This window comes from Bradyrhizobium sp. SZCCHNS3002 (assembly GCF_032377435.1).
Lineage (GTDB): Bacteria > Pseudomonadota > Alphaproteobacteria > Rhizobiales > Xanthobacteraceae > Bradyrhizobium.
Window position 1 is genome coordinate 833920 of record NZ_JAUHHY010000001.1, and the last position, 21429, is coordinate 855348.

Consider the following 21429-nt stretch of genomic DNA (forward strand, 5'->3'; position numbering starts at 1 on the left):
GGAAGGCGTTTCAGCCCTCGAGCTGGCGCTGCAACTCGCGCACGAAGGTCGTCAGGCCGGTGCGGCGCTCGCGCTTCAGGCGCTCGGCCTTGAGGATCGACTGCACCTCGGCAAACGCGTCGTCGACGTTGCGGTTGATGACGATGTAGTCGTACTCCGCCCAGTGGCTCATCTCGTGGCTGGCGCGGCTCATGCGCCCGCGGATGACCTCATCGGAGTCCTGCGCGCGGGTGTGGAGACGCTTCTCCAGATCGGCGGCGGACGGCGGCAGGATGAACACGCTGACGACGTCCTGCCGCGCCTTCTCGCGCAGTTGCTGCGTGCCCTGCCAGTCGATGTCGAACAGCACGTCCTGGCCCGCCGACAACGCCGCTTCGACCGGCGCGCGCGGCGTGCCATAGCGGTTGTCGAACACGGTCGCCCATTCGAGCAGCTCGTTGCGCTTGGCCATGTCCTCGAAGCGCGCGCGGTCGACGAAGTGATAGTCGCGGCCGTCGACCTCACCTGGCCGCATCGAGCGCGTCGTCGCCGAGACCGACATCCGCAGGCCCGACATGCGCTCGATCAGCAGGCGCGACAGCGTCGTCTTGCCCGCCCCCGAAGGGGATGACAGCACGAACATCAGGCCGCGCCGCTCGACCCCATCGAAGCTTCCGTCGTGAGCCGCCATGGATCACTCCAGATTCTGAACCTGTTCGCGGAACTGCTCGACCACGGTCTTCAGCTCCAGGCCGATGTTCGTCAGCTCGATGTCGTTCGACTTCGAGCAGGTGGTGTTGACCTCGCGATGGAATTCCTGGGCGAGGAAGTCGAGCCGGCGGCCGACGGGCCCGCCCTTGCCGAGCATCTCGCGCGCCTGCGCGATGTGGGAGGCGATGCGATCGAGTTCCTCGCGCACGTCGGCCTTGGCCGCGATCAGCAGCGCCTCCTGCGCCAGGCGGTCAGGATCGAAGCGGTCCGACGTGTCGAGCAGGGCCGCGACCTGCTCGGCGAGTCGCGCCTTGATGGCCTCTGGCTTGCGGCCCGGCGATGTTTCGGCCCTCTTCGCCAGTGCCTCGATCTCGTCGACGCGCTGGTTGAGGATCTGTCCGAGCGTGTCGCCCTCACGCCGACGCATCTCCACGAGATGTTTCAGCGCGGTCTCGAACGCCGCGATCGCCGCCTCCTTGGCGGCCTTGTCCTCGGCCTCGTCGGTCTCCGGCTCCGCCACCTCGATCACGCCCTTGATCGACAGCAGCCCATCGATGCTGGGCGCGACCGCGTCGATCCGGCCCGCGAGCTGGCTCGCCACCTTCACGACGGCCGCCAGCACATCCTCGTTGATTCGTACCGTCGACCCGGTCTCGGTGCGCTTGACGGTGAGATTGGCGTAGACGGTGCCGCGCGACAGCACCTCGGTGGCGCGCTTCTTGGCGAAGGCCTCGACCTCGTCCCAGCCCTGCGGCAGCCGCACCCGGACGTCCAATCCCTTGGCATTGACCGATTTCAACTCCCACTCGAACGAGTAGGGACCGCTTGCCCCGTGGCTACGGGCAAAGCCGGTCATGCTCGACAGCGCCATTTCGTCCATGTCTCCGGCATATCGGGAATGGCGGGACAGACTCGCTCCGCCAAAAGTGCGCGAACCTTACGGCCTTTTGGGCAAATGTTAAGCCCGGTTCTGCGCGGCCGACATGCGTGGGAAATTATTGCTGAACGACCGGCGGGGTCGGCTGCGCAGCGCCCTGCCGCGCCCCGTTGCCGGGTGCAACACCGCCGTTGGCGCGGTTGGCGGGCGGCCTCTTCGCACCGGCCGGCGCCCGTGGCGCGGCTGCTGCCCCGGCCGCCGGATCCGCCGCTCCGCCGGCAACGGCGGGCGGCGCCTCGTCGGGCTCGACGGTGTCGTTCTGGGTCTGGCGCTCCATCGCCCTGAGCTTGGCGACGTTCTTCTGGTGAAGGTCGTAGGTTTCGGTGAACGCGTGGCCGCCGGTGCCGTCGGCGACGAAATAGAGATCGCGCGTGCGCGCCGGATTGGCCGTCGCCTCCAGCGAGGCGCGGCCGGGGTTGGAGATCGGTCCCGGCGGCAGGCCCTCGATCACATAGGTGTTGTAGGGCGACGGTTGGGTGATCTCGCTGCGCTTGATCGGACGGCCCAGCGTGCCCTTGCCGCCGACCAGACCATAGATGATGGTCGGATCGGACTGCAGCTTGATCCTCTGCTTCAGCCGGTTGACGAACACCGCGGCCACCCGGCTGCGCTCGTCGGGCTTGCCGGTCTCCTTCTCGACGATCGAAGCCAGCGTCACCAGCTGCTCCGGCGTCCTGACCGGCAGATCCGGACTGCGCCGTTCCCAGATCTCGGCCAACACGCGCTTCTGCGCCTGCTGCATGCGCTGCACGACCTGATCGCGGCTGGTCCCGCGCGGGAACTTGTAGGTCTCCGGCAACAACGTGCCTTCGCGCGGAATCTCGCGGACGCTGCCGGTGAAGATCTCGTTCTCGGACAGGCGCGCCACGATCTGCTCTGACGTCAGGCCTTCGGGCACGGTCACCGAATGCTGCACGACCTTGCCTTCGACGATGACGCCGATCACGTCGCGCAACGATGCATTCTTCTGGAACGCATACTCGCCCGGCTTGAGGTCGGAACTGGCCTTCAGCGCATAGACCCCACCGATGAAGATCCACGGATTGACGTCGATCACACCTTCACGCGCGAGCACGTCGGCAATATCGCGTTTGCCCGCGCGCTGCGGGATGTTGACGACCTTGTCCTCCTGCAGCGGTCCTGCCGCTTCGAGGATCTGCCGTCCATAATAGTAGGCCGCGCCCACGCCGAGCATGGCCAGGATGAGCAAGGTGATGATCGCATTGCCGACCACCACGAACGGATTACGGGCGCGGTCGGAGCGGCGCGGCGGCGGCGGCACGCGTTCCGGCTCCAGCGCTGCGCGCGGGCTGCGGGGCGAGATGGGCGGCCGTTCACTCATCGATGCAACCTTCAGTCCTGTCGCTCTCGTCGTGGCCGTGCGCTCCCCAACGCAAGCGACCTGAAGTCCACGCCCAATTTAACGATTCGTCATCTCGTCATCGAATACGGCGAAAAGGTGTTTTCGCCGGGCCTCACCGCCATGCGCATCCACTTACCGCATCGGCGCCGAAGGCCGACCTGCGAAAGACACGCGAAGTTAAAGACACGCGAAGTCTTGGGTTCTAGTGTGGCTGCAGTCGGATATCCGCGTGACCAAGCGACAATCGGCCCGAGCGGCATTCCGTCCTTCCGCACTAGGTCACCACGCGCCGCAAAACCACCGACGCGTTGGTGCCGCCGAAACCAAAGGAGTTCGACAGCGCCACGTTGATCTCGCGTTTGCGAGGTGCATGCGGCACGAGATCGATCGCGGTTTCCACCGACGGATTCTCCAGATTGATCGTCGGCGGCGCGATGTTATCCCGAATCGCGAGAATGCTGAAGATGGCTTCGACGGCGCCGGCCGCGCCGAGCAAATGGCCGATCGACGATTTGGTCGACGACATCGAGATCTTCGAAGCGGCATTGCCAAGCAGGCGCTCGACCGCGCCGAGTTCGATCTCGTCGCCGACTTGAGTCGAGGTGCCGTGCGCGTTGATGTAGTCGAGGTCGGCGGCCGTGATGCCGGCGCGCTTCAGCGCCGCACTCATGCTGCGAAAGCCGCCGTCGCCATCCGGCGATGGCGATGTGATGTGATAGGCGTCGCCGGACAGTCCGTAGCCGCAGACCTCGGCGTAGATCCGCGCGCCGCGTGCCTTGGCGTGCTCATACTCCTCGAGCACGACCACGCCGGCGCCCTCGCCCATCACGAAGCCATCGCGGTCCTTGTCGTAAGGACGCGACGCGCGCTCGGGCGTCTCGTTGAATCCGGTCGACAGTGCGCGGGCCGCGCAGAACCCGGCCATGCCGATTCGGCAAATCGGCGATTCGGTGCCGCCGGCGACCATGACATCGGCATCGCCGAGCGCGATCAGGCGGCTGGCGTCGCCGATCGCATGCGCGCCGGTCGAGCAGGCGGTGACGACCGAATGATTGGGGCCCTTGAGCCCGTGCTCGATCGAGACATAGCCCGAGGCGAGATTGATCAGACGTCCCGGAATGAAGAAGGGCGACACTTTGCGCGGACCGCGCTCCTTCAGCAGGATCGCCGTGTCGGCAATGCCCGAGAGGCCACCGATGCCGGACCCGATCAGCGTGCCGGTGGCGCAGCGGTCCTCTTCCGTCGCAGGATGCCAGTTGGCGTCATCGAGCGCCTGACGCGCCGCAGCCATCGCGAAAATGATGAAATCGTCGACCTTGCGCTGGTCCTTGGGCTCCATCCACTGGTCGGCATTGAAGGTGCCGTCGGAGCCATCGCCGCGCGGCACCTGACAGGCCACCTTGGCGGGAAGATCGGAGACCTCGAACGACTCGATCAAGCGCGCACCGCTCTTGCCCTGAAGGATGCGCTGCCAGGTCGTTTCCACACCACAGCCAAGCGGCGAAACCATGCCAAGGCCAGTGACGACAACCCGCCTCATGTTCGTTTCTCCAGACCCGATTTTGAGCGCTTGTGGATCGGCTGACGGCCGTCGCCGCATCTCGGGTCAATTGTTCGAGTAACACGGTCTGGCCAGGCAGCGCGACCGAATCGTCTGTCGCCGGCCGCCAGATGACGGCTCATCACGACGCCGCCAACAGCAAGAAACCGGTCGACCGCACAAGACGGATCGGCCGGTTTCGCGCAACTTCGCCGGAGCGTCAGCTCTTGGCGTTCTTCTCGAGGAACTTGGTGGCGTCGCCGACGGTCAGGATCGTCTCGGCGGCGTCGTCCGGAATCTCGCAACCAAACTCTTCCTCGAAGGCCATGACGAGCTCGACCGTGTCGAGGCTGTCAGCACCGAGGTCGTCAATGAAGCTCGCGTTGTCGACCACTTTCTCGGGCTCGACACCAAGGTGTTCGACCACGATCTTCTTAACCCGCTCGCCAATCTCACTCATCGTTCAACCTCGTGCTTGTTCCTTTAAGACCCGACCCCCGGATGATCCGCATCACCCCGGCCGCTAAACTTCCTTCGCGATCGCGCAAAACCAGATTTGCCCCGCAGCGCCCCTTTACCGAAATTTGGCGGACGACTTGCGGTCCGAAAACTTCGGAAACGGGGCCACTCACAAACTCCAATCCACACTCTCCATGAGGCCGGTACGCCTCCGATCCAGAGCGCTCAAACAGGACCCGGATCAGCAGCGCCAGCCGACGGAGGCCCGGCGAACGATGGCAGCTCGCCCCGCCAATATACAGGGTTTGGAAATCCTGCAATGGCGTTCTTCGTGCCCCCATCAGCTGCCCGGTTACCATACACGCGAATCGTTGACCACACGGCCCGGTATGCTGGTCGCGACGTCTTTTCGCCGCATTCCGAGCCGCGGCAGGGCCTAGATCATCGCCATGCCGCCGTTGACGTGGATGGTCTGGCCCGTGACATACGCCGCCTCGTTGGAGGCGAGGTACACCGCAGCTGCAGCAATGTCCTCTGGCGTGCCCAGCCGCGCCGCCGGCACCTTGGCGAGGATCGACTCGCGCTGCTTCTCGTTCAGAGCGTCGGTCATCGGTGTCTTGATGAAGCCCGGTGCGATGCAGTTGGCGGTCACGCCGCGCTTGGCGTACTCGGCGCCGAGCGTCTTGATCATGCCGATGATGCCGGCCTTGGACGCCGTGTAATTGCCCTGCCCCGGATTGCCGGTGACGCCGACGATCGAGGTGATCGCGATGATGCGGCCGAAGCGCTTGCGCATCATCAGCTTGGTGGCGGCACGCGAGAGGCGGAATGTCGCGGTCAGGTTGACCTTGATCACCTCGTCCCAATCCTCGTCGCGGAGCTGCACGAACAGGTTGTCGCGGGTGATGCCGGCGTTGGCGACGAGAATGTCGACCTGCCCCATCGCCTGCTCGGCGGCCGGCACCAGCGCCTCGACCTCGGCCGCGTCAGACAGATTGCAAGGCAGCACATGCACACGGCTGCCCAGCTCGCCCGCGAGGGTCTCGAGCACCTCGCGCCGGGTGCCGGAAACGGCCACGGTCGCTCCCTGGGAATGCAAGGCCTTGGCGATCGCATTGCCGATGCCGCCGGTCGCGCCGGTGACCAGCGCGGTCCTGCCACTCAGATCGAACATCAAACTCTCCTCAATGCCGCTATACGCGACGCTCTACGACGTTTTGACCGCGGCCAGCGCATCCTTGGCGGCCGCAATGTCCGCCGGTCCGCCGACGGCGACACCGACTGCACCATCCGCGATCCGCTTGACCAGGCCGCTGAGCACCTTGCCCGCGCCGATCTCCAGGAAGCGCGTCACGCCCTGGCTCGCCATGTAGGCGATCGATTCGCGCCAGCGCACCGTACCCGTGACCTGCTCGACCAGGCGACGGCGAATCTCGTCGGGATCACTGATCGGGGCCGCGAGCACGTTCGAGACCAGCGGCGAGGCCGGCGCCTTGATGGTGACCTTGGAGAGCGCCTCCGCCATGACGTCGGCCGCCGGCTGCATCAGCTTGCAGTGGAACGGCGCGGAGACCGGCAGCAGCATGGCGCGCTTGGCGCCCTTGGCGCGCGCGATCTCGACGGCGCGATCGACGGCGGCCTTGTTGCCGGACACCACCACCTGACCGCCGCCATTGTCGTTGGCGGCCTGGCAGACCTCGCCCTGAGCCGCCTCTTCGGCGACCGCCACGGCTGCCTCGTAATCCATCCCGAGCAGCGCGGCCATGGCGCCGACGCCTACCGGAACGGCCTTCTGCATCGCGAGACCGCGCGTCCGCAGCAGGCGGGCGGTGTCGGCGATGGTCAGGCTGCCGGCGGCCGCCAGTGCCGAATATTCGCCCAGCGAGTGACCCGCGACGAAGGCCGCGTCCCGCCCGACCGAGAACCCCGCCTCGGCCTCCAGCACCCGCAAGGTCGCCATCGACACCGCCATCAGGGCGGGCTGGGCATTTTCGGTCAGCTGCAGGGTCTCGGCCGGACCTTCCCAAATGATGGTCGTCAGCTTCTCGCCGAGGGCAGCGTCGACCTCCTCGAACACGGCGCGGGCCACCGGGAAGGCGTCCGCGAGCGCCTTGCCCATGCCGACGGCCTGGGACCCCTGCCCCGGAAAAGTGAATGCTGCCGTCATGGCCGCCCCCTGAACGTTCCAAAATCCCTGGAATTGAGTAACTTTGGCCGGAAAGACACTGGCAAAGGCCGGGATGTCAAGCGCGTGACGGGCGCATTTCGACCACTTTCCCTTGCCTTGGCGCCGAAAATCGGTATAAGGCCCGCCATCCGTGGATCCCGAGCCGGGAGCTGAACGGACGGTCCCAGCAAATTCACCTTGCTCAACCTTGGGGATGTACCCTCTCCAAGCTGTCCAGGCGATTTGATGTGGCAGGGCCAGTCGGCCCGTCGTCCCGTGTTCCCGCCTTCTGAGCTGACGTCTGCGAGTCCTTTCCACAAGGGCTCGAAGGGCTTGACGCCGGGATTTGCGCCAACTTGGAAAGGACAGCCATGCCGCTTTACGAGCATGTTTTCCTCGCGCGTCAGGACGCGAGCACCCAGCAGGTGGAAGAACTGACGGCTCAGATGACCGGTATCGTCGAGGGTCTCGGCGGTAAGGTCACGAAGACCGAGAATTGGGGCGTTCGCTCCCTCACCTACCGCATGAACAAGAATCGCAAGGCGCACTTCGTGCTGCTCAACATCGACGCGCCGTCCGCGGCGATCGCCGAGATCGAGCGCCAGGAGCGGATCAGCGAGGACGTGATCCGCTACCTCAGCGTCCGCGTCGAGGAGCTCGAGGAAGGCCCGTCGGCGATGATGCGCAAGGCCGATCGCGACCGTGAGCGCGACGACCGCGGCGGCGGCTTCCGTGGTGAGCGCGATGGCGGCGGCTTCCGTGGCGATCGCGGAGACCGTGGCGATCGTGGCCCGCGCCGGCCCCGTGACGAAGAAACGACGGACGAGGAGTAAGATCAATGGCTGAAGCCCCCGCACGTCGCCCGTTCTTCCGCCGCCGCAAGACCTGCCCGTTCTCCGGGCCGAACGCGCCGAAGATCGATTACAAGGACTCCAAGTTGCTGATGCGCTACGTGTCCGAGCGCGGCAAGATCGTGCCGAGCCGCATCACCGCCGTGTCCGCCAAGAAGCAGCGCGAGCTCGCGCGCGCCATCAAGCGCGCCCGCTTCCTCGGCCTGCTGCCCTACGTCATCCGCTGATTGCGGACCTCGGACCGGCGGCCCCGCGCCGCCGGCTCCTTCCGTTGAATTCTCATAAGGCTTCCGGGTCGTCCGGTCGCCGATGGTTGGGGCGAAGGCGCCTCTAACCGCTCGAAGGGAGCGGGACAGCTGATGATCGGAACGCTTCTCATCGCGCTCGCAGCAGGCGCTGCCTCCGCCGTCATGTTCGCCTCGACGGCGTCGGGCGTAATGACGGCGCTCGTGCTTGCGCTGCTCGCGCCCGTGCCGCTGCTGGTCGCCGCAATCGCCTGGGGCCGGCTTTGCGCTGTCATTGGCGGTCTTGTGGCAACCGCTTGCGTGCTGGCCATCTTCGGCTTCGATCGCGCGCTCGCCTTTGCCGTCTCGGTGACGCTGCCGGCCTGGTGGCTCGGCCACCTCGTCCTGCTCGGCCGGCCGACGACCAGCCCATCCGGCCAGGATGGCATCGAATGGTATCCGCCCGGCAACATCCTGCTGTGGATCGCGGTGATCGCCGCGCTGATTGCCGCATTCTCCTTCGGCACCGACATGACGGCCACCAATCAGGGTCTCAGGCGGCTGCTGTCGCGCGTGCTCGGCAATACCGTCGCGTCGTCCGACGCGGTCGACATTCCCCAGCTGGTCGAGCTCCTGGTCTTCATGGCGCCGCCCATGGCCGCGGTGATCATGACCACGATCCTGTCGCTCAACGTCCTGGCGGCTGCAAAGATCACGGCGATCTCCGGCCGGCTGATGCGCCCATGGCCACGCCTGCGCGACACCAAGCTGCCGCTGATGACGCTGCCGGCGCTGTTTGCGATCATCGCCTTCTGCTTCCCGGGCGGGCTGATCGGCATGCTCGCGCGAATCGCCGCCGCAGCGCTGCTGACCGCCTATGCGCTCACCGGCTTCGCGGTCCTGCATACGCTGACCCTGCCGCTGCGCACCCGGCCGCTCTGGCTCGGCCTCGCCTACGCGCTGATGCTGACCTTCATCTGGCCGATCCCGATGCTGGCGATGATCGTCCTCGGCCTCGCCGACGCCGCCTTCGACCTCCGCCACCGCTTCGGCCCGCGGCAGCCGCCGCCGTTGCCGGTGCCGTAGAAGCTTCACCTCAACCAACCGCTTCAAACATCACAAGGAGAACATCGATGGAAGTCATTCTGCTGGAACGTGTCGCCAAGCTCGGCCAGATGGGCGAGATCGTGAAGGTCAAGGACGGGTTCGCCCGCAACTTCCTGCTCAAGCGCAAGAAGGCGCTGCGGGCCACCGCCGAGAACAAGGCCAAGTATGAGGGCATGAAGGCCGAGCTCGAGGCCAACAACATCAAGGCCAAGGGCGAGGCGTCCAAGGTCGCCGAGAAGATCGACGGCCGCGACATCGTCATCATCCGCCAGGCCTCCGAATCCGGCCAGCTGTTCGGCTCGGTCTCAGTGCGCGACATCGTCGCCGCCCTCGCCGCCGACGGCATCACCGTCAGCCGACCGCAGGTCTGGCTCGACGCCCCGATCAAGACGATCGGCAAGCAGACGATCACCATCGCGATCCATCCGGAGGTCGAGACCTCGGTGACCGTGACGGTCGCCCGCAGCGCCGACGAGGCCGAGCGCATCAAGCGCGGCGAGGACATCTCGACCCGCCAGGAGGACCGCGACGCCGCCGCCGAAGCGATCGCCGCCGCCGGCGAGTTCTTCGATCCGGAGGCCCAGGACGAGGGCGCTGCCGGCGAGCCTGCGCAGCAGTAAGCGCGCCAGCCCATCTGCGGAAAAGCCCGGCTCAACGAGCCGGGCTTTTTTCATTGCCGTCTCACCGCGAGGGCGAGGACGGAACCGAGGGATCCGACGGCACCGACTGGGTCGTGGCCGGTGCCGGCGTCACCGGCGGGACCGGATCGGCGCGCAGCGCCGGGGCGGCGTCGCTCGATCTTGCCGGCTCGACCCGCGGCGGCTCGGAGCCGGCCGCGCTTTCCTCGCGCGACGGAGACGGCTGGGTCGCACCGGTCGACTCGCCGCGCGTCTCCTCCGCGGCCGCGCCCTCCTGGGCCGGCTTCTTGCGCTTGCCGACCCGGCCCTTCTTCGCGGGCGCGCTCCCCTCGCCGTCGGCCGGTGCAGCCGCGGGCTCCGCTGCCGCGTCGGGCTTCGCCTCGGCCGGCGCGGAGCGCCTGGAATGATGACCGCGGCGGCGCGGCTCGCCCGGGCCGGCAGCATCATCCGCAGCCGCCGGCTTCGCCTCGGACGGCTCGGTGGTGGCCGACCGGGCGCGACGCTCGGACCGCGTCTCCTTGCCGGAATGGCCCGTGGATCGCGCATCAGCGGCGCCGTTCGCAATCAGGTAATTGGCGAGCACGCCGGCCATCTCGGGGCTCGTCGTGTAATGCTGGCGCAGAAACCCAGGCAGCGAGCCGGCCGAGGTGTTCTTGGCCAGACCGCGCGGCGACTTGTGGCACACCACGCAGGTCCCGTTGAAGATCTGCGCAGGACTCTTGCCCGCATCGAGATTTTCCTGCGCAACGGCGGCCCCCGCAAAGCCCATGCAGAACACCGCCACCACCGCCGCCAAATTGAGCGCTCGGCCCACCATTCTCATTCTCCAGCTATGGTTTCGCCCACACGGCGCCGCCCCGCGCGACATCCGCTGCCGTGTTTCCTCTCGCTATCAGCCGAACGTGACAGCGGACATTGCGGTCGCTCCACGCCGTCGACGGCGATCCCTTCAGACCTCGTCCGGCGGTCAGATGCCGGACACCGGCCAAAAGGCCGGCGGCCGCGGCCTTTTTAACGGATTGCGGAGCGAATGAAAGCGCACAGATGTTCCTGCGCCGAGATGTCCATCGATCAATGACAATGACCGTTCTGAATATCGGCTTTGTGTTCATGGCAGTGGCATCGGCGTGTGCCCGCTGGGTAACATAACAACGTGATGACTGGGAACCAATCGGTTCTCAACGCGTCGAGTGCGACGGCCGGGAAAGTCAGCAACTCACGGGAATAGCTCGTTGGGTGGTGTGGATGGACCGTTTGCTGCGAAGTCTGTTGAGTGGCTTCATTTGCCGTGGGTCGATCAGCTTTACGACGGCCAGCGGCACGTCGTTCAGCTGCGGGGATGGAACCGGTGTCCCCGTGGCGGCACGATTTCTGACTCGTGAAGCCGAGCGCCGGATTCTGGCCAATCCCGAGCTCGCGCTCGGCGAGGTCTATATGGACGGCTCGTTCGTCGTCGAACGAGGATCGATCGCGGATCTGCTGTCGATCGTGATGAGCCAGCCGGCCGCGGTGCCCGACTGGGCCAAGACGCAATGGTGGCTGCGCTACCTCGTCCGGCACCTGCACCAGCTCAACATCCGGGCACGCGCGCGCCGCAACGTCGCCCATCATTACGATCTCGACGGGCGGCTGTATTCGCTGTTCCTCGATGCCGACCGGCAATATTCCTGCGCCTATTTCGAGACGCCGGATGCGACGCTGGACGATGCCCAGCTCGCCAAGAAACGTCATCTGGCGGCCAAGCTGCTGATCCGCCGCCGCCATCGCATCCTCGACATCGGCTGCGGCTGGGGCGGGCTCGGACTCTACCTGGCTGAGATGTGTGATGCCGACGTCACCGGCGTGACCTTGTCGGCCGAGCAGTTGCAGGTCGCCGAGGCCCGCGCGGCCGAACGGCACCTGTCCCATGCCGCCCGCTTCCTGCTGCAGGATTACCGCGACGTGCCAGGTACGTTCGAGCGCATCGTCTCGGTCGGCATGTTCGAGCATGTCGGGGTCGCCTTCTACGACACCTTCTTTCGCCGCTGCGCCGAGCTGCTCGCGGACGACGGCGTCATGCTGCTGCATTCGATCGGACGCTCCGAGGGCCCTGATGCGACCAACCCCTGGATCGCCAAATACATCTTCCCCGGCGGCTACGTCCCAGCCCTCTCGGAGGTTCTGCCGGCGATCGAGCGCGCCGGGCTCCTCGTCTGCGACATCGAGATCCTGCGCCTGCACTACGCGGAGACCCTGAAGGCGTGGCGCGAACGCTTCATGGCCCGGCGCGACGAGGCCGTGCAGCTCTATGACGAGCGCTTCGCGCGGATGTGGGAGTTCTACCTGGCGGCCGCGGAAATGGGGTTCCGCAAGCAGAACCTGATGAATGTCCAGATCCAGCTGACGAAGCGCCAGGGCGTCGTGCCGATGACGCGTGACTACGTCCACCGCGAGGAGACGCGGCTGCGGGCGCGCGAGCGCGGCAGCCGCCCGGCGCTGCAGATGGCGGGTGAGTAGCGCGCGCGGCCCGCGACGAAGGCGGAAGGCGGCGTCAGTGCAATGGTCCTGCAGAGACGGACGCCCGGATTCGCGCGGCCGCGCCGCGGGCCCGACTTCAATCTTGAGATGCGTAGATAACGGATCGCGTCCCAAGCGTGAGATCATGCCCATCCGACTCAAATTTTCAAACAAATCGTGCGGTCTGTGAACTGGCTCACAGACCCCGGGTAAGCCCGGCCGTAGTGTCCCGGCGTGTCCCAGAGCCCCGCCAGAGCCATGTTGGAACCCCAGACCGACTTCAGCACCGACTACGCGCTGATCGCCGCGGGCGTAGGGGCATCCCTGATCGCCCTCCTCTATCTGCTGCTGGTCTGACGCCGGGCGCGGATCCACGCGCGGCCCTCGCACGCCCTGCCGTACCGACTCTCGTTCCCGCCTCGCGGACATGTCGAACGATCGCGCCGGTTGAGTGCACCGGCATGTCGCTCGCGCTCGCGCGGCCTTGAGTCCTGTCGGTTCCGTCAAGCACGGCATCTGGCGAGTCCGGATTCATCCACCAGATTTACCAGACGGTGAATTGCGCTCAGCTTTCGCTTCCGCTTCGCGCGCGACTGGCGCTTTATCCCCTCCCCTTCAAAGCTGCTAAACACGCGGTCATGGCACTCACCGATTCGAACGTTCACAAGCTGGCGCCGGCTGACGCAGCGACGCCGGCCTATCGCAGCGCTCCTCACAACATCGAGGCGGAACAGGGTCTGCTCGGCGCGATCCTGGTCAACAACGACGCGTTCTATCGCGTCTCGGACTTCCTCGAGCCGAAGCATTTCTTCGAGCCGCTGCATCAGACCGTGTTCGAGACCGCGTCGAGCCTGATCCGGATGGGCAAGGTCGCGACTCCCGTGACCTTGAAGACGTTCCTGCCGGCCGACGTCGACATCGGCGGCATGACGGTCGGGCAATATCTGGCGCGGCTCGCGGCCGAGGCGACCACGATCATCAACGCCCAGGACTACGGCCGCACCATCTACGACCTCTCCTTGCGCCGCGACCTGATCGGCATCGGCGAGGACATGGTCAACGTCGCCTATGACGCGCCGGTCGACTTCGCGCCGCGCAACCAGATCGAGGACGCCGAGCGAAGGCTGTACGAGCTCGCCGAGTCCGGCCGCTATGACGGTGGCTTCCAGAAATTCTCGCAGGCGCTGACGACCGCGCTCGACATGGCCGCCAAGGCGTTTCAGCGCGACGGCAAGCTGTCCGGCATCTCCACCGGCCTGCGCGATCTCGACGCCAAGATGGGCGGCCTGCAGCATTCGGACTTGATCATCCTCGCCGGCCGTCCCGGCATGGGCAAGACCTCGCTCGCGACCAACATCGCCTATAACGTCGCCCAGGCCTATGTTCCCGAATTGCAGCCCGACGGCACCTATCGCGCCGCCCAGGGCGGCGTCGTCGGGTTCTTCTCGTGCGAAATGAGCGGCGAGCAGCTCGCCACCCGTATCATCGCCGAGCGCTCCGGCATTCCCTCGAGCCACATCCGCCGCGGCGGCATTACCGAGGCCGATTTCGAGAAGCTGCGCGAGTGCTCGATCGAGCTGCAGTCGCTGCCGTTCTATGTCGACGAAACCGGCGGCATCTCGATCGCGCAGGTGATGGCGCGCGCCCGCCGCCTCAAGCGCCAGAAGGGCCTCGACCTCCTGGTGATCGACTACATCCAGCTGCTGTCGGGCTCGGGCAAGCGCGGCAACGACAACCGCGTCCAGGAAATCACCGAGATCACCACCAGCCTGAAGGCGCTGGCCAAGGAGCTCAGCGTTCCCATCATCGCGCTGTCGCAGCTGTCGCGCCAGGTCGAGAACCGCGAGGACAAGCGGCCGCAACTGTCGGACCTGCGTGAATCCGGCTCGATCGAGCAGGACGCCGACGTGGTGCTGTTTGTGTATCGCGGCGAGTACTACCTCGCCGCCAAGGAGCCGCGCCCCGGCACCGAGGAGCACCAGAAGTGGCAGATGGAAATGGATCTGGCGCTCGGCAAGGCCGAGGTGATCATCGGCAAGCAGCGTCACGGCCCGACCGGCACGGTCGAGCTGCACTTCGACGCCTCGGTCACCCGGTTCGGCGATCTCGCGCATGACGGTCTGCCGCCGCAGCATCACGACTATTGACCTGACGCGGTTGAACCGTGACGCCGTGGCGCGTAAAAGCGCCCCATGAGTGTTCCCGAACAGAAACCCGCCGAACAGCCTGTCTCGGCGGTCGATGACGCTGTCCCGGCCAGCGCCACCGGCGTGCTGACCATCGATCTCGACGCGCTCGCCGCCAATTGGCGCAAGCTGGAAAAGACCGCGGTGCCGGCCGAATGCGCCGGCGTGATCAAGGCCGACGCCTATGGCTGCGGCATTCCCCAGGTGGCGCGCACGCTCGCCGCCGCCGGCTGCAAGACCTTCTTCGTCGCCACGCTCGCCGAGGCCAGGGTCGCCCGCGCCGCCCTGCCCGACTCGGCCGCGCTCTACGTGCTCGACGGCTTCTTCCAGAACACCGGCGACGACTACGCCGCGATCAACTGCCGGCCTGTCATCGGCGATCTCAACGAGCTCGCCGAATGGGACATGTTCTGCCGCCGCACCGGCTGGAAGGGTGGCGCGGCCATCCATGTCGACACCGGCATGAACCGGCTCGGCCTCAGCCTGATCGATGCGCAGAGCATGATCCCGCGCATCCAGAGCGGCGACCATGGCATCACCTTGGTGATGAGCCATCTCGCCTCCGCCGAGCAGATCAACAGCCCGTCGAACGCGCGCCAGCTCGCGGCGTTCCGCGAGGTCGCCGGCGTCTTCACCGGCGTGCCCGCAGCGCTCGCCGCCTCCTCCGGCATCTTCCTCGGCGCCGCCTTCCAGTTCGACATGGTGCGTCCCGGCGCGGCACTCTATGGCGTCAACCCCACGCCCGAGGCCGACAACCCGATGCAGCCGGTCGCCGAGATCAAGGCGCGCATCGTGCAGCTGCGCGACCTCGCGCGCGGCGACACGGTCGGCTATGGCGGCACCTGGAGCGCGCGCCGGCCGACCAAGCTTGCGATCCTCTCGGCCGGCTATGCCGACGGCTACTTCCGCGCCGCCTCTTCGAATGACGGCACCCGCGGCGCCGACGTCATCATCGCCGGCCAGCGCTGCCCGATCGCGGGGCGTATCTCGATGGATTTGATTGCGGTCGACGTGACCGACCTGCCGCCGAAGGCCGCACGCCGCGGCCACTTCGCGACGCTGCTCGGCGAAGGCATCACCGTCGACGAGCTCGCGCATCATTTCGGCACCATCGGCTACGAGGTCCTGACCAATCTCGGCCGGCGCTATCACCGGATCTACAAGGGCGGCGCGACGCCCGCGGAGAGCTGATCGTCCGTCAACGCCCGCTGCCGTAGCCCGGATGAGCGCAGCGACATCCGGGGTCCCACGCGCCATCTCGGTGAACCCGGATATCGCTGCGCTCATCCGGGCTACGAGATCGGCGCTGCACTGGCAATGACGGTGTCCACACATGCGCCTTCGTTCTCGCGGCCCATAACGCCCGAGGCTTGCATCTCGTTTTCACCCTCTTCAACGAGGGCGCAGGGAATGCCGGGTGAAGGCCTCACCCATGGCCCGCCTGCAGAAAAAAAGCAGGCGGCAGTCACCACAGGTTCAGCCGGTCAACCGGCATTCCCCGCGCGATGGCTTTACGCCTTATGCGTACTCTCCCCGGGGATCGGCTGTCTTGCCCCCGTGACCGGCGGATCATCACCGCCAGCGTAGCATCAGCGTCGAGATGCCAGGACCATACGTCTTCGACGTGCGCCCAGTGCCGTTCGTCCGCACGACGTCAAGCCATGCTGCGACCCGAAGCGCCCACCACATCCCACCCCGCGTGTCATGACGATCGCGATACGCCCCTCGTGTCGAGGCGGGACGGAGGGAGTGAACCACAATTTTCTGATAAACGGAAGTACAATATTTTTCGCGGAAGGACTGGACAGGGTGAGTCGTGTTGGGACTGCTGGAGAAATTCGTGTTTTGGCACGCGTGTTTTGGGGCATTTTTCCGGCAGTGGGGCAGATCCGTTCATCGGGTTTTCCGATTCCCAAACCACTAAATTCAATTTCCAGCATTTGTCTCTCTCAGCCTACAAGCCTAGAGTCTGGCGGATACTGAAATGCGGACTGGCTATGTTTCCCACAAAGGACCCGAACCCAAGAGCATCCTGCTACTGAAGAGTATAAGAGCTATGACCGACAAAGGATTCGTTCCGGCGCCATGCTCGAATTGCTTAGGCGAAAGAAGGCATGAGGTTCTTTTTGAGACCTCGCTGCACGAACAAGAGACGATCGAGCAGTATGCGATGCTCCAATGCGGCGGTTGTGGTCGGGTATCGTTGGGCTACAAGCGCATCTGGAAAGACGGAAGTGGGACTGACATCGAATTCTATCCAGCGCCAATCACACGGCAGCGACCGTCCTGGGTGCTGGACCTCATTCTGTTTGGAAATACCGAGCGAGCAGCGCTGGCCGCACTCTTGAGCGAGGTCTACTGTGCGATAGCCAATGAGCAGCACCGACTCGCTGCCATGGGCATACGGGCAGTGATAGAACAGCTCATGGTAATGACTGTAGGCGATCTGCCATCATTCCCTCAGAAGCTCAGTGCGCTCCAACAGCAGGGCTTTATTTCCTTGGTACAGCGCGACGCGCTGAACGCCGCGCTGGAGGTCGGGCATGCGGCGATGCATCGAGGTCATATGCCAACGGAGAAGGATTTGATCCTATCGCTTGAGATCATCGAGGGTGTCTTAGCGCCTATGTTTGCCCATTGGGACGAAGCTCAAAAACTTGCCGATGGAGTGCCGAAGCGGAAGAAACCGGCTCCCTAGACCGCTAGGATTGCACTGAGATATACAAGAGCCCTTCACATCCCGCTCATACGGGCCCGGAGCGACCCACAAATAGCAATAGGTACTAAACGCATCGATGCGGACAACCATCGAGTTCTCCTGTCATCACACAGCAATTCGGTGACGCTGCACACAACTCGCCTTGTGCTGTCGTCGAATGAGACCTCATGGTTCGAGACGCACCGCAAGGGCGGTACTCCTCGCCATGAGGATGGGGCCGGCTACGACGGGAAGCATTTCCCGAACGCCGCCATCAGCCGCACCGGCCCCTTCAGCTTCAGCGCGCGCGTCAGGATCAGTCGCGCCACCGAGATCTCCTTGGCGAGGAAGCGCAGCCACGCCTTGCCGTCGGCGGTGATGCTGAGGTCGGCCCGGCCGACATGGCCCGGCTGCACCGTCAGTCGGCGGTCGCGGATGGTGACGGTGGCCTGCGCCGCCTCCTGGCCGGTGAAGGTGAAGTGATAGGTCGCTTCCAGGCCTTTGGACTTGCCGGGCTGAAAGGTCAGCGGCATGCCCTGGAGGAAGCCGCGGATCGAGGTTGCCCGCGCGCCCGACCGGACGAAGCGGACCTTTTTGTGCTGAAAGCGCCGCGCGACGTAGTCGGCGGCGTCGCTGCCGGGCACGACATAGACCGGCTCGGTCCTGCGCGTCAGCGGCTCGAGCACGTCCGTCACGTGCTGCTTGCGATCGGCGAGATAGGGACCGATGACGTCGTGGCCGGCGGGGCAGACGGCGAGGCAATAGGCGGCGTTGTAGTTCGGCCCGTAGGACAGGCTCTGCCAGCGCGTCACCGTCTCGGCGTAGCTCACGCGGCTGCGGAGATCGCTGGCCGAGCGCGACTCGGCGATGTCCTCGACGAAGTTGACGAAGCCGCCCATGAATTGCTGATAATTGTGGGTGAGGCAGGCGGAGAAGTCGAAGGCTCCGTCGGGCTTGATCGCCCCGACCGGACAGGCGGCGACGCACAGCTTGCATTCGAGGCATGGATTGTGGTCGAGCGGAGCAGCGACCGCATCGACCTCGGCAGCGATCAACACCGTGCCGAGCAGGATGAAGCTGCCGAAGCGCGGATGGATGACGCTGCGATGGATACCCATGCGGCCGAGCCCGGCGGCCTCGGCGGCGCGCTTGTGCGACACGATCCAGCCGCGCTCCGGAAAACGGTCCATCTCCATCGGAAACGCCATCGCCGGATTGAGCGCGCGGATGCCGCGGTCCTCCAGCACGCGGACGATGCCGCGCGCGACCTCGTCGATGTGGTCGCCCGACCGGTGAAATTCGAGATTGGCGACCGAGCGCGCCGGCGAGCGGACCGGCTCGCGATGCATCCGTCCGACCAGCACCAAGAGCGTGCGCGTCTTGGGAAAGGCTGCGAGAATATGCGGCCGATCCTCGGCAAGGCCGGGATCGTCGATCGAGGCAAGGCCGCAATCATCGGCGCCGCAGGTGCGCGCAAGATCGAGCAGTTCCGATGCCGAAAGCCGCGACGGCGGAGGCGATGGGACGGCGACGGGGGACGGCGTGTCGGTCATCATGGCAGCGCACTCCGGGCTTCGGGAGGGATCGGCTCACGCCGCCTGCGTCATGCCGGCCATCACGCGTGCCAGCATCGCGGCACGGGCCGAGCGCGGCAGCAGCATCAGGCTCGCCTCCAGGGCCTTGGCGAGGAAGCCGGGCCGCACCGTGGTGCGCCGTCCGAGCATGTTGAGCGTGCCGACGGCGACCTCGTCCGGTGTCTGGCCGCTGCGGATTGTCATGTGGGCGCGCTGCCCGAAGCCGCTCATCACCGGCCCCGGCGCCGAGGCCAGCACGTCGACGCCGAACGGCTTGAGCTCCGGCGCGAGACCTTCGGCGAGACTCTGCACGAAGGCCTTGGTCGCCGCGTAGTTGGCGACGCGCGCCACGCCCTGGAAGGCGACGAGCGAGCTCATCAGCACGATGCCGCCGCGCCGGCGCGCGGCGAAGCGGCGCCCGAACAGATGCGTGAGCTGCGCCAGCGCGCGGCAATTGACGTCGATCATGTTCAGCTCGGCTGCGAGATCGCCGTCGACGAACGGCCCCGAAGTGCCGAAGCCGGCGGCCGCGACCAGCAGGCCGACATCGATATCAGCGGTCTCTTGCGCGATCCGGTCGACATCGTCCGGCACCGAGAGATCGGCTGTGATCACGACCGGGCGGATGGGCGTGCGCGGTTCGAGCTCAGCGGCGAGCGCCTCCAGCACGGCGCGGCGCCGCGCGACCAGTACGAGGCCGAAGCCGGCCTCCGCCAGCCGCATAGCCACCGCGCGGCCGATCCCATCGGAGGCGCCGGTCACGACCGCATAGGTGCCATAGGCCCGGCGGAGGCGCTCGGCCTCGGTCAGCGGACGCAGGGATGGGCTGGTCATGGTCAGCTCCTATTTAGATTTCGATCGAACTCTAATTGCAAAGATGTCGAACGACCGCTAAATTGTCAAGCGACACGAGACAGGTTCGATCACATGCGCAAGACCAGGGAACAAACCGCTGAGAGCAAAGCGAAAATCGTCGATACGGCGGCGCGCCTGCTGCGCGAGCGCGGAGTCGCGGGGGCCAGCATCGCTGACGTGATGGCCGCCGCCGGCATGACGCAGGGCGGCTTCTACCGGCACTTCGCGTCGAAGAACGACATGCTCGCTGCCGCCACGCGGCACGCCTTCGCCGCGATGGCCGGCGGCATCGACCGCGACATGGACACAGGCGGCGCCGAAGCGGCGCTCGCCGCCTACGTGGCGCGCTACCTGTCGCGCGAGCACATCGCCCATCCCGGGATGGGCTGTCCCGCGGCGGGCTTCGGTGCCGACGCCGGGCGGATGCCGGACGTGCTCGGCACGGAATTCACCGTCGGCGCCGAGCAGTTGATCACGCGCGTTGCAGCCGGCCTGATTGCGCGCGGCGTTGCAGAGCATGACGCGCGCGCGGAAGCGATCCGCACACTGACGATGCTGATCGGTACTGTCGTCATGGCCCGCGCGCTCGGCGCCTCGCCGCTACAGGACGAAGTCATCGCGGCCGCGACGGCGGCGCTTGCAACGGATTGAACTCGACTGCGCAACTCCGGTGACAAGCATGAAATTTGAGACGATCCGCTCCAGGCAATCCTTCAACTCCGAGAGCTCGGCTTGAAGTAGTCCGGCTGGCCGATGTCGGCGATCAGGCCGATGCCCTCGGGCGTCCAGCCCAGGCGCTGCTGTGTCAGGGTGCTGGAGGCCGGCATGTCCAGGCCCGCGAACATCGCCAGCGGCCCGTAGTAGTCACCAGCCTCCTCCTTTCTGATCGAGACGACCGGCACGTTCAGCGCGCGGCCGACCGCCTCGATGACCTCGCGCATGGGGACGCCCTCCTCGCCGACGGCGTGGTAGATCGCGTCGGCCGTACCTTTCTCCAGGGCGAGCCGGTAGAGGCGGACGACATCCGATCGATGCGCCGCGGCCCAGCGCTCGGCGCCCGCGCCGACATAGGCGGCGCGGCCCTTCTGCCGTGCGAGCTCGACCAGATAGGAAATCAGCCCGGCTTTTCCTGGTGCGCCGTGCACCTGCGGCAGGCGGATCACCATCGCGCGCACGCCACGCGACGCATAGGCGAGACCCGTCTGCTCGGACACGCGCGGGACATGCGCTGACGACTCGCGCCGCATGTCTTCGGTGACCACCACATTGGCCGCCACGAGCCCCGTTCCGGAGGTGACAATGAACGGCTTGTTCGTGCCCACCAGCACCTCACCCATGGCTTCGATGGCGGCCTTGTCGATCGCTCCGTTCTCCGCGAACTTCGCGAAGTCATGGATGAAGGCCAGATGGATCACGCCGTCGGCGTCCTTCGCGCCGCGCTTGAGGCTGTCGAGGTCCTGCAGCGAGCCACGATGAACCTGCGCGCCCAGTTGCTCGAGCGTGCGGACGTTCTCTTCGGAGCGCGCGAGACCGATGACCTGATGTCCGGCGGCGATCAGTTCTTTGGTGGTTTCGGAGCCGATGAAGCCGGCGGCGCCGGTGACGAAGACACGCATGAGACACACTCCCTGTTCAGATCGCCGG

Annotated in this window: 20 protein-coding genes; 9 read left to right on the forward strand and 11 right to left on the reverse strand. The window is 66.1% G+C overall.

Going from position 1 to position 21429, the window contains the following annotated elements; genetic code table 11:
- Positions 1–10: 10 nt before the first annotated feature.
- From gmk to fabD, 7 genes are all read right to left on the reverse strand, one after another.
- Positions 11–670 carry a guanylate kinase gene (gene gmk / locus QW845_RS03815; RefSeq protein WP_315800297.1) on the reverse strand — a complete coding sequence of 220 codons (660 nt, stop codon included), beginning with the start codon at positions 668–670 and terminating at the stop codon, positions 11–13.
- A 3-nt stretch (positions 671–673) separates the two neighbouring features.
- Positions 674–1561: a YicC/YloC family endoribonuclease gene (locus QW845_RS03820; protein ID WP_315800446.1), complete on the reverse strand. Its 888-nt coding sequence runs from the start codon at positions 1559–1561 to the stop codon at positions 674–676.
- Positions 1562–1685: 124 nt separating this feature from the next.
- A complete protein-coding gene (gene mltG, locus QW845_RS03825) occupies positions 1686–2969 on the reverse strand; it encodes an endolytic transglycosylase MltG (protein WP_315800298.1) in 1284 nt (427 codons plus the stop codon).
- Between the two features lie 295 nt (positions 2970–3264).
- On the reverse strand, positions 3265–4530 hold the full coding sequence (gene fabF, locus QW845_RS03830; RefSeq protein WP_315800299.1) for a beta-ketoacyl-ACP synthase II: 1266 nt from the start codon (positions 4528–4530) through the stop codon (positions 3265–3267).
- Positions 4531–4750: 220 nt separating this feature from the next.
- Complete coding sequence (locus QW845_RS03835) at positions 4751–4990, reverse strand: acyl carrier protein (protein ID WP_006610957.1); 240 nt, start codon at positions 4988–4990, stop codon at positions 4751–4753.
- Between the two features lie 435 nt (positions 4991–5425).
- Positions 5426–6163: a 3-oxoacyl-[acyl-carrier-protein] reductase gene (gene fabG, locus QW845_RS03840; RefSeq protein ID WP_315800300.1), complete on the reverse strand. Its 738-nt coding sequence runs from the start codon at positions 6161–6163 to the stop codon at positions 5426–5428.
- A 33-nt stretch (positions 6164–6196) separates the two neighbouring features.
- On the reverse strand, positions 6197–7156 hold the full coding sequence (gene fabD, locus QW845_RS03845; protein ID WP_315800301.1) for an ACP S-malonyltransferase: 960 nt from the start codon (positions 7154–7156) through the stop codon (positions 6197–6199).
- A gap of 371 nt (positions 7157–7527) precedes the next feature.
- On the opposite strand from fabD, the gene rpsF reads away from it, so the two are divergent.
- The 4 genes from rpsF to rplI all read left to right on the forward strand — a co-directional run bounded on the left by rpsF (position 7528) and on the right by rplI (position 9958).
- Positions 7528–7989 carry a 30S ribosomal protein S6 gene (gene rpsF / locus QW845_RS03850; RefSeq protein ID WP_315800302.1) on the forward strand — a complete coding sequence of 154 codons (462 nt, stop codon included), beginning with the start codon at positions 7528–7530 and terminating at the stop codon, positions 7987–7989.
- Between the two features lie 5 nt (positions 7990–7994).
- Entirely contained in the window at positions 7995–8234 is a 240-nt protein-coding gene (gene rpsR / locus QW845_RS03855) for a 30S ribosomal protein S18 (RefSeq protein WP_008963441.1), read from the forward strand.
- A gap of 132 nt (positions 8235–8366) precedes the next feature.
- Positions 8367–9317, forward strand: a complete 951-nt coding sequence (locus QW845_RS03860) for a hypothetical protein (RefSeq protein WP_315800303.1) — start codon at positions 8367–8369, stop codon at positions 9315–9317.
- Between the two features lie 47 nt (positions 9318–9364).
- Positions 9365–9958 carry a 50S ribosomal protein L9 gene (gene rplI, locus QW845_RS03865; RefSeq protein ID WP_315800304.1) on the forward strand — a complete coding sequence of 198 codons (594 nt, stop codon included), beginning with the start codon at positions 9365–9367 and terminating at the stop codon, positions 9956–9958.
- 61 nt (positions 9959–10019) lie between these two features.
- On the opposite strand, the gene QW845_RS03870 is transcribed toward rplI, so the two are convergent.
- Positions 10020–10793 (reverse strand): hypothetical protein, encoded by a 774-nt coding sequence (locus tag QW845_RS03870; protein WP_315800305.1) that lies wholly within the window; start codon positions 10791–10793, stop codon positions 10020–10022.
- Between the two features lie 428 nt (positions 10794–11221).
- On the opposite strand from QW845_RS03870, the gene QW845_RS03875 reads away from it, so the two are divergent.
- The 4 genes from QW845_RS03875 to QW845_RS03890 all read left to right on the forward strand — a co-directional run bounded on the left by QW845_RS03875 (position 11222) and on the right by QW845_RS03890 (position 17356).
- Positions 11222–12472, forward strand: a complete 1251-nt coding sequence (locus tag QW845_RS03875) for a cyclopropane-fatty-acyl-phospholipid synthase family protein (RefSeq protein WP_315800306.1) — start codon at positions 11222–11224, stop codon at positions 12470–12472.
- A gap of 638 nt (positions 12473–13110) precedes the next feature.
- Positions 13111–14619 (forward strand): replicative DNA helicase, encoded by a 1509-nt coding sequence (locus tag QW845_RS03880; protein WP_315755750.1) that lies wholly within the window; start codon positions 13111–13113, stop codon positions 14617–14619.
- A gap of 45 nt (positions 14620–14664) precedes the next feature.
- The gene (alr, locus tag QW845_RS03885; RefSeq protein WP_315800307.1) at positions 14665–15849 is read left to right on the forward strand and encodes an alanine racemase; all 1185 of its coding nucleotides are present in this window, start codon (positions 14665–14667) and stop codon (positions 15847–15849) included.
- 865 nt (positions 15850–16714) lie between these two features.
- Positions 16715–17356 (forward strand): DUF4145 domain-containing protein, encoded by a 642-nt coding sequence (locus QW845_RS03890; protein ID WP_315800308.1) that lies wholly within the window; start codon positions 16715–16717, stop codon positions 17354–17356.
- 242 nt (positions 17357–17598) lie between these two features.
- Here QW845_RS03890 and QW845_RS03895 read toward each other — a convergent pair whose 3' ends face one another.
- Positions 17599–18912, reverse strand: coding sequence for an SCP2 sterol-binding domain-containing protein (locus QW845_RS03895; protein ID WP_315800309.1), 1314 nt, complete (start codon positions 18910–18912; stop codon positions 17599–17601).
- 33 nt (positions 18913–18945) lie between these two features.
- The gene (locus tag QW845_RS03900) at positions 18946–19764 is read right to left on the reverse strand and encodes an SDR family NAD(P)-dependent oxidoreductase (protein WP_315800310.1); all 819 of its coding nucleotides are present in this window, start codon (positions 19762–19764) and stop codon (positions 18946–18948) included.
- A 93-nt stretch (positions 19765–19857) separates the two neighbouring features.
- On the opposite strand from QW845_RS03900, the gene QW845_RS03905 reads away from it, so the two are divergent.
- Positions 19858–20436, forward strand: a complete 579-nt coding sequence (locus QW845_RS03905) for a TetR/AcrR family transcriptional regulator (protein ID WP_315800311.1) — start codon at positions 19858–19860, stop codon at positions 20434–20436.
- Between the two features lie 62 nt (positions 20437–20498).
- Here QW845_RS03905 and QW845_RS03910 read toward each other — a convergent pair whose 3' ends face one another.
- Positions 20499–21401 carry an SDR family oxidoreductase gene (locus QW845_RS03910; RefSeq protein ID WP_315800312.1) on the reverse strand — a complete coding sequence of 301 codons (903 nt, stop codon included), beginning with the start codon at positions 21399–21401 and terminating at the stop codon, positions 20499–20501.
- Positions 21402–21429 lie beyond the last annotated feature (28 nt).